The sequence below is a fragment of the Streptomyces sp. 15-116A genome, assembly GCF_025290915.1.
GTDB lineage: Bacteria > Actinomycetota > Actinomycetes > Streptomycetales > Streptomycetaceae > Streptomyces.
The window spans coordinates 1-14,140 of the sequence record NZ_JAOCQE010000167.1 but is presented as its reverse complement, the minus strand read 5'-3'; the positions used below and the strand labels follow the sequence as shown (position 1 = coordinate 14,140).

General features: G+C 71.0%; 17 protein-coding genes. 16 read left to right on the top strand and 1 reads right to left on the bottom strand.

From position 1 onward, the window contains the following. Together N4P33_RS23450 and ffh are read left to right on the top strand one after the other, a co-directional pair. A partial coding sequence (locus tag N4P33_RS23450; protein ID WP_260828660.1) for an ACT domain-containing protein occupies window positions 1-385 on the top strand: 385 nt, incomplete at its 5' end. Between the two features lie 220 nt (window positions 386-605). Then, entirely contained in the window at window positions 606-2,156 is a 1,551-nt protein-coding gene (gene ffh, locus N4P33_RS23445; RefSeq protein WP_260828659.1) for a signal recognition particle protein, read from the top strand. A 72-nt stretch (window positions 2,157-2,228) separates the two neighbouring features. Here ffh and N4P33_RS23440 read toward each other — a convergent pair whose 3' ends face one another. Then, window positions 2,229-3,077 carry a methyltransferase domain-containing protein gene (locus N4P33_RS23440; protein ID WP_260828658.1) on the bottom strand — a complete coding sequence of 283 codons (849 nt, stop codon included), beginning with the start codon at window positions 3,075-3,077 and terminating at the stop codon, window positions 2,229-2,231. Between the two features lie 554 nt (window positions 3,078-3,631). Here N4P33_RS23440 and N4P33_RS23435 point away from each other — a divergent pair. The 14 genes from N4P33_RS23435 (at window position 3,632) to N4P33_RS23370 (ending at window position 14,002) form a co-directional block, all read left to right on the top strand. Continuing rightward, window positions 3,632-4,228: a hypothetical protein gene (locus tag N4P33_RS23435; protein ID WP_260828657.1), complete on the top strand. Its 597-nt coding sequence runs from the start codon at window positions 3,632-3,634 to the stop codon at window positions 4,226-4,228. Window positions 4,229-4,688: 460 nt separating this feature from the next. Further along, window positions 4,689-5,108, top strand: coding sequence for a 30S ribosomal protein S16 (gene rpsP, locus N4P33_RS23430; protein WP_260828656.1), 420 nt, complete (start codon window positions 4,689-4,691; stop codon window positions 5,106-5,108). Between the two features lie 2 nt (window positions 5,109-5,110). Then, window positions 5,111-5,350, top strand: a complete 240-nt coding sequence (locus N4P33_RS23425) for an RNA-binding protein (RefSeq protein WP_003973401.1) — start codon at window positions 5,111-5,113, stop codon at window positions 5,348-5,350. 109 nt (window positions 5,351-5,459) lie between these two features. Next, on the top strand, window positions 5,460-6,011 hold the full coding sequence (gene rimM / locus N4P33_RS23420; protein WP_260828654.1) for a ribosome maturation factor RimM: 552 nt from the start codon (window positions 5,460-5,462) through the stop codon (window positions 6,009-6,011). After that, complete coding sequence (gene trmD, locus N4P33_RS23415) at window positions 6,008-6,841, top strand: tRNA (guanosine(37)-N1)-methyltransferase TrmD (RefSeq protein ID WP_260828652.1); 834 nt, start codon at window positions 6,008-6,010, stop codon at window positions 6,839-6,841. Before rimM ends, trmD begins: the two co-directional genes overlap by 4 nt. Window positions 6,842-6,973: 132 nt before the next feature. Next, window positions 6,974-7,324, top strand: coding sequence for a 50S ribosomal protein L19 (gene rplS, locus N4P33_RS23410; RefSeq protein ID WP_260828651.1), 351 nt, complete (start codon window positions 6,974-6,976; stop codon window positions 7,322-7,324). A 45-nt stretch (window positions 7,325-7,369) separates the two neighbouring features. Next, entirely contained in the window at window positions 7,370-8,191 is an 822-nt protein-coding gene (gene lepB, locus N4P33_RS23405; protein ID WP_260828650.1) for a signal peptidase I, read from the top strand. After that, window positions 8,184-9,272 carry a signal peptidase I gene (lepB, locus tag N4P33_RS23400; RefSeq protein ID WP_260828649.1) on the top strand — a complete coding sequence of 363 codons (1,089 nt, stop codon included), beginning with the start codon at window positions 8,184-8,186 and terminating at the stop codon, window positions 9,270-9,272. Before lepB (N4P33_RS23405) ends, lepB (N4P33_RS23400) begins: the two co-directional genes overlap by 8 nt. Continuing rightward, on the top strand, window positions 9,163-10,137 hold the full coding sequence (gene lepB, locus N4P33_RS23395; protein WP_260828647.1) for a signal peptidase I: 975 nt from the start codon (window positions 9,163-9,165) through the stop codon (window positions 10,135-10,137). Before lepB (N4P33_RS23400) ends, lepB (N4P33_RS23395) begins: the two co-directional genes overlap by 110 nt. A 119-nt stretch (window positions 10,138-10,256) precedes the next feature. After that, the gene (lepB, locus tag N4P33_RS23390) at window positions 10,257-11,036 is read left to right on the top strand and encodes a signal peptidase I (RefSeq protein ID WP_260828646.1); all 780 of its coding nucleotides are present in this window, start codon (window positions 10,257-10,259) and stop codon (window positions 11,034-11,036) included. After that, window positions 11,026-11,550 (top strand): NUDIX hydrolase, encoded by a 525-nt coding sequence (locus N4P33_RS23385; protein WP_260828645.1) that lies wholly within the window; start codon window positions 11,026-11,028, stop codon window positions 11,548-11,550. The genes lepB (N4P33_RS23390) and N4P33_RS23385 overlap by 11 nt, the downstream gene beginning before the upstream one ends. 56 nt (window positions 11,551-11,606) lie before the next feature. After that, complete coding sequence (locus tag N4P33_RS23380) at window positions 11,607-11,915, top strand: DUF2469 domain-containing protein (protein ID WP_003993268.1); 309 nt, start codon at window positions 11,607-11,609, stop codon at window positions 11,913-11,915. A gap of 58 nt (window positions 11,916-11,973) precedes the next feature. After that, window positions 11,974-12,375 (top strand): YraN family protein, encoded by a 402-nt coding sequence (locus tag N4P33_RS23375; protein WP_260828644.1) that lies wholly within the window; start codon window positions 11,974-11,976, stop codon window positions 12,373-12,375. 1 nt (window position 12,376) lies between these two features. Continuing rightward, window positions 12,377-14,002, top strand: a complete 1,626-nt coding sequence (locus tag N4P33_RS23370; protein ID WP_260828643.1) for a YifB family Mg chelatase-like AAA ATPase — start codon at window positions 12,377-12,379, stop codon at window positions 14,000-14,002. Window positions 14,003-14,140: the final 138 nt, after the last annotated feature.

The window sequence follows — 14,140 nt, the reverse complement described above, 5'->3', positions numbered from 1 at the left end:
CTTGCCCCAGGCCGCCCGCCTGCGCGCCTACCTGGTGCGCGCCCTGGAAGGCACCCTGGACATCGCGGCCCGCCTCACCGAACGCGACGCCGCCTACCCCCGGCGCCGGGGCGTGGTCCCGCCCCCGCCCCGCGTGACCGTCGCGGCCGCCGCGTCCCGCCTGGCCACGGTCATCGAGGTCCGCGCCCAGGACGCCCCGGGGCTGCTGTTCCGCATCGGCCGCGCACTGGAGGACGCGGGGGTACGGGTACGGAGCGCCCATGTGAGCACGCTGGGCGCGAACGCCGTGGACGCGTTCTACGTCACCGGTCCTGAAGGGGCTCCGCTGCCGGGTGAGGAGGCGGGTGCTGTGGCCCGGAAGCTGGAGGAGATGCTGCGGGCGTGACCTTCCGGTCGTGTTGTGCGTTGATCGGGTGTGCTCCCCGCCGATGCGGGGATGGCCCGATGGGTTCCATGTCGAACCTGCTCGGCATTCTGTGCTCCCCGCCGACGCGGGGACCCGCCCCCGACCGCTGGTTGCAGCAGCCGGGGGCGATTTGCTTGCCGGGCCCGATACCCTGGAGGGCAGCCCAGATCCGCCCCCGACCTCGAGGACCGACGCCACCGTGTTCGATACCCTCTCCGACCGCCTCAGCGCGACTTTCAAAAACCTCCGCGGCAAAGGCAGGTTGTCCGAGGCGGACATCGACGCCACGGCGCGCGAGATCCGTATCGCGCTCCTTGAAGCGGATGTGGCCCTGCCGGTCGTCCGCTCCTTCATCAAGAACGTCAAGGAGCGCGCCCTCGGTGCCGAGGTCTCCAAGGCGCTCAATCCGGCGCAACAGATCGTCAAGATCGTCAACGAGGAACTGATCACCATCCTCGGCGGCGAGACCCGCCGCCTGCGCTTCGCCAAGCAGCCGCCGACCGTGATCATGCTGGCCGGTCTGCAGGGTGCCGGTAAGACCACCCTCGCGGGCAAGCTCGGCAAGTGGCTCAAGGAGCAGGGCCACTCCCCGCTCCTGGTCGCCGCCGACCTCCAGCGCCCCAACGCCGTCAACCAGCTCAGCGTCGTCGCCGAGCGCGCCGGCGTCGCGGTCTACGCACCCGAGCCGGGCAACGGCGTCGGCGACCCGGTCAAGGTCGCCAAGGACTCCCTCGACTTCGCGAAGTCCAAGGTCCACGACATCGTCATCGTCGACACCGCCGGCCGCCTGGGCATCGACCAGGAGATGATGCAGCAGGCCGCCGACATCCGCGACGCCATCGGCCCCGACGAGATCCTCTTCGTCGTCGACGCGATGATCGGTCAGGACGCGGTCAACACCGCCGAGGCCTTCCGCGACGGCGTCGGCTTCGACGGCGTCGTGCTGTCCAAGCTCGACGGCGACGCCCGCGGTGGTGCCGCGCTGTCCATCCGCCAGGTCACCGGCAAGCCGATCATGTTCGCGTCGAACGGCGAGAAGCTCGACGACTTCGACGCCTTCCACCCGGACCGGATGGCCTCCCGCATCCTCGACATGGGTGACCTGCTCACCCTGATCGAGCAGGCGGAGAAGACCTTCGACCAGGCCGAAGCCCAGAAGATGGCGGAGAAGCTGGCCTCCAAGAAGGGCCAGGACTTCACCCTCGACGACTTCCTGGCCCAGATGGAGCAGGTCAGGAAGATGGGCAGCATCAGCAAGCTGCTCGGCATGCTGCCCGGCATGGGCCAGATCAAGGACCAGATCAACAACCTCGACGAGCGGGACGTCGACCGCACCGCCGCGATCATCAAGTCGATGACCCCGGGCGAGCGTCAGGACCCGACGATCATCAACGGCTCGCGCCGCGCCCGTATCGCCAAGGGTTCCGGTGTCGAGGTCAGCGCCGTCAAGAACCTCGTCGAGCGGTTCTTCGAGGCGCGCAAGATGATGTCCCGCATGGCACAGGGCGGCGGCATGCCGGGGATGCCCGGGATGCCGGGCATGGGCGGCGGCCCCGGCCGGGCGAAGAAGAAGCAGAAGCAGGCCAAGGGCAAGCAGCGCTCCGGCAACCCGATGAAGCGCAAGCAGCAGGAGCAGGAGGCCGCCGCGCGCCGCGCCGCCGCGGCCGAGGGCGCCGGCGCCTTCGGGCTGCCGCAGCAGGGCGGCAAGGACTTCGAACTTCCGGACGAGTTCAAGAAGTTCATGGGCTGAGGCTCATCAACCGACACTCGTCCGCTGTCCGGCCGGCGCCCCGGGGAACCCTCCCGGGGCGCCGTTTCCGGCTCAGCGGGTCCGCGCGATCAGATAGCGGAAGACGTTCGGCATCCACACGGTGCCGTCCGCCCGCTGGTACGGGTGCAGCGCCTCCGTGAGCTCCTTATCGACCTGTATCGGATCCGTGGCGTTGATCGCCGCGTCGAACAGCCCCGTCGACTTCAGGCCACGCACCGCGCTGTCGACATCGGCGTATCCGAACGGGCAGGCCACCCGCCCGGAGCCGTCCGGCCGCAGACCCGCCCGCTGGGCGACCTCCTCCAGATCGTCACGGTGGGCGGGACGCCAGGTGCCGCGCAGCGGTTCCGCCAGTTTCGTGGCCACGCGGAGCACGGACGCCGTGGTGCACCGCTCCGGCGGACCCCAGCCGGCCAGCACCACGGCCGCTCCGCGCTCGGCGAGCGGCGTCGCCTGCGCGAGCAGCTCACCCAGCCCCTCCGCGTCCCCCGAGCGGCAGCCGATCGGCTCGAAGGCGGTCACCACGGTGTACCCGGCCGTGTCCGCGCGCGCTGCGTCACCGGGGGAGCCGTCCACGATCCGGGCCTCGGTACGCGCGCGTGCCTCGCGGTCGTCCGGGAGCAGCCGCTGCCGGGCGAGGTCCAGCCGGTCGGTGGAGGTGTCGACACCGGTGATCGACGCGCCGCGCGAGGCCGCCATCAGCAGCGCGAGCCCGGAGCCGCAGCCGAGTCCCAGCAGTCGTGTCGCGGGTCCCACGTCCAGTCGCTCGTAGACGGCCTCGATGAGCGGTACGAGCATCCGCTCCTGTATCTCCGACCAGTCACGCGCGCGTGCACGCAGGTCCACGCGAGGGCCGGCCCCCGCGTGAGGCAGGTGCTGCCGCACGAGCGTAGGTGTCATAGGTAAGCGCCCCAATCAGCCGAGAGTTGCCGCCGTGCCGGATTCCATGGCCCCCGTGCAGTGCGCTCGCACTACCCCCGTATGTCAGGTAACTCCCCCCTCGACCCGGCGTCCAGTGGAATGCGGCGGTGGCTTGGGAGTTGCTCGTGCCAGTGGCAAGAATTCACATTCCGGCAATCCGGAGGCGTCCGCGGGGTGCCGGCGAAGGGGTCCGTGCCGCGCCGGTAAGGGGGGCCGGTGCGGGTCGGCGGGGGTGGGGCCGGTAATCTCGCGGCCGAGGCGCCGGTCTTCTGGGGCGTGACCTTCCGCCGCGAGAGCGACCGAAACACCTCTTGCGCATCAGCGGTCCACCGGTGCCCCGGCGTGCGGACACCGGGTACGTGCGGGGCCGTACGTCAGCCTACGCACCGGCTTGGGACGAGCTGCGAGGCTTCTCCGCAGATCGGCGCACCCGCCCTCGTCGGGACGCATCAGCGGCAACTGACGGGTACGTGCAAATTATTTGGGATGCCCCGGAATCGGAACACAGAGGCACCCAGGCTCGTTGTCATTACGTGAGCACGACACAGACACCACCTGTACTCGCCGCAGAGCTGGCGCAGGCGTGGGCCGACATTCAGCGGCACCACCCCGAGCTGCCCGATCTTGCCGCGCCCGAGTCCCTGATCGGGGAGTCGTCGTCCGCGTGCGGTCACGAGCTCTCCTTCGAGCGACTGCTGCACGAGGCAGTCCACGGCATCGCCGCCGCGCGCGGCGTTCGCGACACATCCCGTGCCGGCCGCTACCACAACCGCAGATTCCTCGCGATCGCCGAGGAGCTGGGCCTGGACCACCCCGACGAGCCGCACCCCAGCAGCGGCTTCTCGTTGGTCACGCTCACGCCCGAGGCGAAGCGCCGGTACCGCCCGACGATCGAGCGGCTCCAGCGCGCCCTGAAGGCCCACACGGCCGCCACGGCGGGCGACACGGCCCGCAGCTTCCGGGGCCCGGCCGCCCGGCACGGCTCCTCCGGGGGCGGCGTCCGGGTCAAGGCCGTCTGCGACTGCGGCCGCAACGTCCGCGTGGTCCCCTCGGTCCTGGCCCAGGCCCCGATCGTCTGCGGCGGCTGCGGCAAACCGTTCCGCATCCCGGAGGTGGCCGGCGCAGCGTGACGACGACGCAAGGGCTCCCGGCATCTCGTGGCTGCCGGAACCAACAAGTCGTCGGGACACGGCCTGCGAAGCGCACCCTACGTGCCTGAGGTGCGCGTCCGTGGGCGTCGATCTCCTGAGGGCCTCCGGGGCGGCGCGGCTGTCCCGCTCATCACGCGGGCAGTCGTGCCGCAGGGCGGCACGGGTGGGCGCGGGCGGTGCCTTGCGAGCGCCGGGGCGCGTAACCGGCGCCCGCCCCGCCGCAACGCCGGGTGCCGCCCAGGCATGCATGCCTGGCTCTCACCCAACCCCTCGGCTCAAGGCGACCCGCAGGGTATGGCACAATGGCTAGCTGTACTCGACAGCCGCACAGGACCCCTCTCTCCTCCGGCTGACGCGTCCATCGGGCACTCGGGTACCGCAACCCCACGCGGCCATCTCGCCGTGCCCAACCACGTCAAATCCAGGAGAACCCACTCCCGTGGCAGTCAAGATCAAGCTGAAGCGTCTGGGCAAGATCCGTTCGCCTCACTACCGTATCGTCGTCGCCGACTCCCGTACCCGCCGTGACGGCCGGGCCATCGAGGAGATCGGCAAGTACCACCCGACGTACAACCCGTCGGTGATGGAGGTCGACAGCGAGCGCGTGGCGTACTGGCTCTCTGTCGGCGCCCAGCCGACCGAGCCCGTCCTCGCCATCCTCAAGAAGACCGGCGACTGGCAGAAGTTCAAGGGCGAGCCCGCCCCCGCGCCTCTGCTGCAGCCGGAGGAGAAGCCCGCGCGTCCGTCCTTCGAGGCGATCAGCGGCGAGGACGAGGGCAAGGGTGAGGCGATCACCCAGAAGAAGAAGGCTGAGAAGAAGGACGAGGCTTCCGCTGAGTCCGCGTCGACCGAGGCCTGAGCATGCTCGAGGAGGCTCTCGAGCACCTCGTGAAGGGCATCGTCGACAACCCTGACGATGTGCAGGTCGCCTCGCGCAACCTGCGCCGCGGCCGCGTGCTCGAGGTCCGGGTCCACCCGGACGACCTCGGCAAGGTGATCGGCCGCAACGGCCGCACCGCACGCGCTCTGCGCACCGTCGTGGGCGCCATCGGCGGCCGCGGGGTCCGCGTCGACCTCGTCGACGTGGACCACGTCCGCTGACGTATCGCAGCACCGGCTCGGGCCGGGGAGGGCCACTGGGCCGTCCCCGGCCCGCAGTCGTACCGGCGCCGCCCCGGCAGCCGGCCGTAGATCAGGAGAACCAAGCACCGTGCAGCTGGTAGTCGCTCGCATCGGCCGCGCCCACGGCATCAAGGGCGAGGTCACCGTCGAGGTGCGCACCGACGAGCCGGAACTGCGGCTCGCCCCCGGCGCCGTCCTGGCCACCGACCCGGCGTCCGCCGGACCGCTGACCATCGAGACGGGCCGCGTCCACAGCGGCCGTCTCCTGCTGCGCTTCGAGGGCGTGCGCGACCGCACCGCCGCCGAGGCGCTGCGCAACATCCTCCTGATCGCCGACGTCGACCCGGACGAACTGCCCGAGGAAGAGGACGAGTACTACGACCACCAGCTGATCGACCTCGACGTCGTCACCAAGGACGGCGAGACGGTCGGCCGGATCACCGAGATCTCGCACCTGCCCACGCAGGACCTCTTCGTGGTCGAGCGCCCCGACGGCAGCGAGGTGTTCGTGCCGTTCGTGTCGCAGATCGTCACCGAGATCGACCTGGAGGAGCAGCGCGCGGTGATCGACCCGCCGCCCGGCCTCGTCGACGACCGCGCGGAGATCGCCTCCTCCCGTGACGAGGACGCCGGCGCATGAGGCTCGACGTCGTCACGATCTTCCCCGAGTACCTCGAGCCGCTGAACGTCTCCCTCGTCGGCAAGGCACGCGCGCGTGGACAGCTGAACGTGCACGTGCATGATCTGCGCTCCTGGACCTACGACCGGCACCACACCGTCGACGACACCCCGTACGGCGGCGGCCCCGGCATGGTGATGAAGACCGAGCCCTGGGGAGACGCCCTCGACTCGGTGCTGGCGGACGGCTACGAGACGGGCTCGCGCGAGCCCGCCCTGATCGTCCCCACCCCCAGCGGACGCCCCTTCACCCAGGAGCTCGCCGTCCACCTCTCCGAGCGCCCCTGGCTGATCTTCACCCCGGCCCGCTACGAGGGCATCGACCGGCGCGTCATCGACGAGTACGCGACCCGGATGCCGGTATACGAGGTGTCCATCGGCGACTACGTCCTGGCCGGCGGCGAGGCGGCCGTCCTCGTCGTCACGGAAGCCGTGGCGCGGCTGCTGCCCGGGGTCCTGGGCAACGCCGACTCGCACCGGGACGACTCCTTCGCACCCGGCGCCATGGCGAACCTCCTGGAGGGCCCCGTCTACACCAAGCCACCCCTCTGGCGGAACCGGGACATCCCGGAGGTGCTGCTCAGCGGCCACCACGGGAAGATCGCCCGCTGGCGGCGCGACGAGGCGCTGAGGCGTACGACGGCTCACCGGCCCGACCTCATCGAGCGCTGCGACCCCAAGGCGTTCGACAAGAAGGACCGCGAGATGCTGTCCGTCCTGGGCTGGGAACCGGACCCGGCGGGCGAGCCGTACGGCCGATTTTGGCGCAGGACCGAGGGCGTGGAAGAATAGGCCGCTGTTGTGCGTCGTCCGGCGTGCGCCCCTGCCGCAGGGGGACACGACGCCCGCCCCGAACCGCACACCTGTGATCCGATCTCTAGTTGCCGTTGATGACCTGCGGCATCAGCGAAGAAAGCAGACGAAATGTCTCACCTGCTCGACTCCGTCGACTCCGCGTCGCTGCGCAGCGACGTCCCGGACTTCCGTCCCGGTGACACCGTCAACGTCCACGTGCGCGTCATCGAGGGCAACCGCTCCCGTGTGCAGCAGTTCAAGGGCGTCGTGATCCGCCGCCAGGGTGACGGCGTGCGCGAGACCTTCACGGTCCGCAAGGTCTCCTTCTCCGTCGGCGTCGAGCGCACCTTCCCGGTGCACACCCCGATCGTCGAGAAGATCGAGCTCGTCACCAAGGGTGACGTCCGTCGCGCCAAGCTGTACTACCTGCGTGAGCTGCGCGGCAAGGCGGCGAAGATCAAGGAGAAGCGCGAGAGCTGAGCGCTTTCCCGCGGTGACGGCGGGGCCGGATAGCATCTGGCCCCGATGGACACCGAAGCACAGCCCACGGAGCGCGACCGCTCCTCCCGCCCGGCCGATTCCGAGAAGACCTCGGACACACCGGGCCCGGAGGAACGGTCGCGTTCCGCGTTGCTGCCGCGCCTCGCGGGATGGGTCCCCGGCGGCCGGATCACGCTGGCCCTGCTGCTCTGTCTGCTGTCGGTGCTGGCGCTCAACACGTTCGTCGTCCGCCCGTTCCAGATCCCCAGTGGATCGATGGAACCGGGATTGAGGGTCGGGGACCGTGTACTCGTAAATAAGTTGGCATACCGTTTCGGAGCCGGGCCGCGGCGCGGTGACGTGGTTGTGTTCGACGGCTCCGGGTATTTCGGGGAAGCCGACTACGTCAAGCGCGTCGTCGGCGTGGGCGGTGACCATGTGGTCTGCTGCGACCAGGAGGGGAGGATCCGGGTGAACGGCCGTTCGATCGACGAGTCGGGCTTCCTGTTCCCCGGCGACAGCCCCTCCACGGTGCCCTTCGACGTGACGGTGCCCGACGCGCGCCTGTTCGTCCTCGGTGACCACCGCGCCGACTCCAGCGACTCCCGCGACCACCTCGGCTCGCCCGGCGGCGGCATGATCCCGGTGGACCAGGTGATCGGCCGGGCCGACGGGATCGTCTGGCCGCTCGACCACGCCACACGCCTCCACCGGCCGGACGCGTACACGCGCGTGCCGTCCGCCGATCCGTACGCGCGCGTGCCGGCCGCCGAGGCGCCTACGCGCGTGCCGTCCGCCGATCCGTACGCGCGCGTGCCGGCCGTCGAGGCGGACGCGGCGCTCAACGCGGGGGGCGTGCATGGGTAACCGCGGCAAACCCCGTGGCGTCCCGGAGACTGCCGCGGAGAACCTGCTGCCCACGGGCGCCCGCCGGGCGGCCGGCCCCGCGAGCGGGCGCAGCCGCGCCGAGCGGCGCAAGCTCCAGCGCAAGGTCAAACGGCGCCGCAGGCGCAGCGCGGTCAAGGAGATACCCCTCCTCATCGGCGTCGCCGTCCTGATAGCGCTCGTGCTGAAGACGTTCCTCGTCCAGGCCTTCGTGATCCCGTCCGGCTCCATGGAGCAGACGATCCAGATCGGCGACCGGGTCCTGGTCGACAAGCTCACCCCCTGGTTCGGCTCCAAGCCGCAGCGCGGGGACGTCGTCGTCTTCAAGGACCCGGGCGGCTGGCTCCAGGACGAGCAGACCGTGCCCAAGAAGGAAGACCCCGTCGGGATCAAGCAGATCAAGGACGGGCTCACGTTCATCGGACTGCTGCCGTCCGACAACGAGAAGGACCTCATCAAGCGCGTCGTCGGCGTCGGCGGCGACCGGGTCCAGTGCTGCGACGCGCAGGGCCGGGTCACCGTCAACGGTGTACCGCTGAACGAGGACTACCTGTACCCGGGCAACGCCCCGTCCACGACGCCGTTCGACGTCACCGTGCCCGAGGGGCGGCTCTGGGTGATGGGCGACCACCGGGCCGACTCCGCCGACTCCCGCTCCCACCAGAACACCGACTACGGCGGCACCGTCTCCGAGGACGAGGTGGTGGGCCGTGCCATGGTCATCGCCTGGCCGCTCGGCCACTGGAGCACCCTGGAGGAGCCGAAAACCTACGCCTCCGTGACGGACGCGACCTCCGGGTCGACGGCCGCGGCCCCGCCGTCGCATAGGGTTGCCCCCGACGATCGGAACGGAATCGCTCAGCTCCCGAGCCCTGCGGAACTCCCGCTCGTTATGGGAGTGGTGGGCCTGCGCCGCGTATGGGGCAGGCGGCGGCACAGAGTAAGGAGTTGGCGTGGGGGATGTGGCGGTAGGCGCACGGTCCGGACAGGGTGGCGAGGAGCACCGCGGGCGCCCCGTGGAGTCCGTCCGGGCGACGGACGACGCCGTGACCTCCGGGAGTGACACCCCGGGCGCGAGCGGCGGTGGTCCGGGCGACGGGCGGCCCCCGACGTCGCAGGGCGGCGCGGGCGGCGACGCACCCAAGGCGAAGAAGCCGCGCTCCTTCTGGAAGGAGCTGCCCATCCTGATCGGTATCGCGCTGGTGCTGGCGCTGCTGATCAAGACGTTCCTGGTGCAGGCGTTCTCCATCCCCTCCGACTCGATGCAGAACACCCTCCAGCAGGGCGACCGGGTGCTGGTCGACAAACTCACCCCCTGGTTCGGCTCCGAGCCCGAGCGCGGCGAGGTCGTCGTCTTCCACGACCCGGACAACTGGCTGGCGGGCGAGCCGACGCCCACCCCGAACCCGCTGCAGCGCGTGCTCAGCTGGGTCGGCCTGATGCCGTCCGCCGAGGAGAAGGACCTGATCAAGCGGGTCGTCGGGGTCGGCGGTGACACGATCGAGTGCAAGGGCACCGGCCCGCTGAAGGTCAACGGCAAGGCGCTCAACGAGCCGTACGTGTACCCCGGCAACACCCCGTGCAGCCAGGACGACCAGGGCGGTCAGTTCAAGGTGAAGGTGCCCAAGGACCACATCTGGGTCATGGGCGACCACCGGCAGAACTCCCGCGACTCGCGCTACAACCGGGCCGACAAGAACAACGGCATGGTCCCGGTGAAGGACGTCGTCGGCCGGGCCATCGTCATCGCGTGGCCGATCAACCGCTGGGACAACCTGCCGGTCCCGGACACCTTCGACCAGCCGGGCCTGGACCCGCAGTCGTCGGCCGCGGGTCCCCTCTCGGTGGCGCCGCAGGGGCTGGCGCTCGCGGGTGCGGTGCCGCTGGTGCTGTGGCGGCGCAGGCGGAACGGGGACGGCGAGCGCTGAGGCGGTCCCGGGGCCCGTTCGGGCTCCGCTTGATGGCGTCCGCAAGGCCCTGGTGGAGGCGTCGTCTTGACCCGGTGATGGGCTGACCCGGCCCGGTACTGCCGGGTAGGGTGCGGCCCATGAGTGGTCAGAGCACGACGCGTACGGCCCCGAGCGGCGGCAGCGGGACCCGCGGGGGCCCGGCGGGCAGCAAGACCGGGCAGCGGTTGTCCGGGCTGGCCGTGGCGCTGGGGATGGTGCTGTTCCTCGGCGGCTTCGTCTGGGGAGCGGTGGTGTACCGGCCGTACACCGTGCCCACCACCTCGATGGCGCCCACGATCGGCGCCGGTGACCGGGTGCTGGCGCAGCGCGTCGACAGCGGTGACATCCGGCGCGGTGACGTCGTGGTCTTCAAGGACGCGACCTGGGCGGACGTGCCCGTGGTCAAGCGTGTGGTCGCCGTCGGCGGGGACACCGTCTCCTGCTGCCAGGACGGCAAGCTGAAGGTCAACGGCAAGGAGATCGACGAACCGTATCTCGCCGAGGACACCGCCGACCGGCTCGTGGACTTCCCGTCGGTGACCGTGCCGGAGGGCCGGCTCTTCCTGCTCGGTGACGAGCGGTCCGGCTCGGTGGACTCGACGGCCCACCTCACCGACGCGGCCAGCGGCACCGTCTCGCGCGGGGCCGTCCAGGGCCGGGTCGACGCCGTGGTCTGGCCGATGGACGGCATGCTGAAGGAACCCACCGGTTTCCAGGAGCTCGGCGCCCTGTCGTCGCCCGGCCCGCTGCGAACGATGGTCGCGGCGGTGATCGCCGGAGCCGTACTGGTCCTCGGCGGCGCGGCGTACGGGCCGCTGGCGAAGCGGGCGGGCGCGTCCCGCGGGCGTGCGAGCGCGGGGACCTCCGGTGGCCGCTGAGCCGGCTGAGGCGCCCGCGGACACCTACGAGGGCGGACTGCGCAAGGTGGCCCGCGTGGTGCTGCTCGACCCGCAGGACCGCATCCTGCTGCTGCACGGCCACGAGCCGGGCGACCCGGCCGACGACTGGTGGTTCACCCCCGGCGGCGGTGTGGAGGGCGACGAGACCCGTGAACAGGCCGCTCTGCGGGAACTCGCGGAGGAGACCGGCATCACCGACGTGGACCTCGGGCCCGTGCTGTGGCGGCGCAGGTGCTCGTTCCCGTTCGCCGGCCGCCGCTGGGACCAGGACGAGTGGTACTACCTCGCCCGCACCTCGCAGACGGCCACCGCGGCCACGGCGCTGACCGAGCTGGAGCGGCGTAGCGTCGCCGGTGCGCGCTGGTGGACGTGCCCGGAACTGAGCCGGGCGCATGAGACGGTGTATCCGACCAGACTCGCCGAGCTGCTGCGCACGCTGCTCGACGAAGGTCCCCCGGCCGGACCCGTGACCCTGGACACCGAAATCGTCTAGGGGCTCCCGGGACTGGCGCACAATGGTGGGATCGCACGGCTGAAGGGGAACATGCCATGAGCGCCGAGGACCTCGAGAAGTACGAGACCGAGATGGAGCTCAAGCTCTACCGGGAGTACCGAGATGTCGTCGGTCTGTTCAAATACGTGATCGAGACCGAGCGGCGCTTTTACCTGACCAACGACTACGAGATGCAGGTGCACTCGGTCCAGGGTGAGGTGTTTTTCGAGGTCTCCATGGCGGACGCGTGGGTGTGGGACATGTACCGGCCGGCGCGCTTCGTGAAACAGGTTCGGGTGTTGACGTTCAAGGACGTAAACATTGAGGAGCTCAACAAGAGCGACTTGGAGCTGCCGAGCGGGTGACGGAGTTGTCCACAACCGCTGAGTAACGCACCAAGATCCACTCGGTGGCGGCGGGTGCGTGACGGTTGGCGCCGGAGGTGGTGCCGACATGAACGCACAGCAGGCACGCAGTGCACTCGGCAAGTACGGCGAGACGCTGGCCGCGCGGCGGCTGGTGGCGGCCGGGATGACGGTCCTGGAGCGCAACTGGCGCTGCGGCAGGACCGGTGAGATCGACATCGTGGCCAGGGACGGGGACGTCCTGGTCGTCTGCGAGGTGAAGACCCGCAGGGCAGGGCCCTTCCAGCACCCGATGGAAGCCATCACACCGGCGAAGGCGAACCGCCTGCGGGGCCTCGCGGAACGCTGGCTCCAGCAACACGGAGGCGCCCCACCCGGAGGCGTCCGCATCGACCTGGTCGGCATCCAGCTCCCGACCCGCGGCGCACCCCGCGTCGAGCACGTCAGGGGGGTGGCCTGACATGGGGTTCGCCCGCACATGCTCGGTCGCTCTGGTGGGCGTAGAGGGCGTCGTCGTGGAGGTCCAGGCCGACCTGGAACCAGGAGTAGCAGCCTTCACCCTGGTGGGCCTCCCGGACAAGTCCCTGACGGAGAGCAGGGACCGGGTCCGGGCGGCCGTCGTGAACTCCGGCGCCGAATGGCCGCAGAAGAAACTCACCGTCGGCCTCAGCCCGGCGTCGGTGCCCAAGGCCGGCAGCGGCTTCGATCTTGCTGTGGCCTGTGCGGTGCTCGGCGCCGCCGAACGGATCGACCCGAGGGTGCTGGCCGACATCGTGATGATCGGCGAGCTGGGACTGGACGGCCGGGTGCGGCCGGTCCGGGGCATCCTGCCGGCCGTGATCGCAGCGGCCGACGCGGGATACGAGCAGGTCGTCGTACCCGAGTGCGCGGCCGCTGAGGCATCCCTGGTGCCGGGGGTCTCCGTGCTCGGGATCCGCAGCCTGCGCCAGCTCATCGCGGTGCTGACCGACGAGCCCGTACCCGAGGAGGAGCAGCAGGAACACGGCCGGCCCGATCCGCTCCTGGCCGGGCTCCGCGTTCCGGGCACCGGCGCGGCGACCGGCATGCACAGCGTCGGCGCGGCCCAGCACGACCACGGCCACGACCTCGCGGACGTCGTCGGTCAGATCTCCGCCCGCACAGCCGTGGAGGTCGCTGCCGCCGGCGGCCACCACCTGTTCCTCGAAGGGCCGCCCGGGGCGGGCAAGACGATGCTCGCCGAGCGGTTGCCGACGATCCTTCCCCGCCTCGACCGCCAGGAGTCGCTGGAGGTGACCGCGGTGCACTCGGTGGCGGGCCTGCTGCCCCCGGGCAAACCGCTGATCGACGTGGCCCCCTACTGCGCACCGCACCACTCGGCCACGATGCAGGCGCTGGTCGGCGGCGGCCCCGGCATCGCCCGGCCCGGAGCGGTGTCGCTGTCGCACCGGGGTGTCCTGTTCCTGGACGAGACACCGGAGTTCAACAGCCAGGCACTGGACGCCCTGCGTCAGCCCCTGGAGGCCGGCCACGTCGTCATCGCCCGCAGTGCGGGTGTCGTGCGCTTCCCGGCGAAGTTCCTGATGGTCCTGGCCGCCAACCCCTGTCCGTGCGGGCGCTTCTCGCTGACGGACGACCTCTGCGAGTGCCCGCCCTCGGCGATCCGCCGCTACCAGTCGCGGCTGTCCGGCCCGCTGCTCGACCGGGTGGACCTGCGTGTGGAAGTGGACCGGGTCACACGCAGCGAACTGACGGCGAGCGGCGCCCGGGGCGAATCCACCGCCCAGGTCGCCGACCGCGTCCGGGCCGCCCGGGAGCGCGCCGCCGCGCGGCTCGCCGGCACCCCCTGGCGCACCAACAGCGAGATCCCCGGACGTGACCTGCGCAGCCGCTGGCATGCCGCGCCCGGGGCGATGGACGACGCCGAGCGGAGCCTGGAGCGAGGCGTGCTCACCGCGCGCGGCATCGACCGGGTCCTCCGGGTCGCCTGGACCGTCGCCGACCTTGTGGGCCACGACCGGCCCGACGCCACGGACGTCGCCCTCGCCCTGCAACTGCGCACCGGGGTACCGAGGGGCGTGCCCATGGCCATCGGAGCGCTGACGTGAGTCCCGTCGACGCCCTCGACGAGCCCGACGACGAACTGCTCGCCCGGGTGTTCCTCACCCGGGTCATCGAACCCGGTGACGAGATCGGCGGGCGGTGGGTGCGGGAGTTCGGGGTGGTGGAGGTGGTGGGGTGGTTGC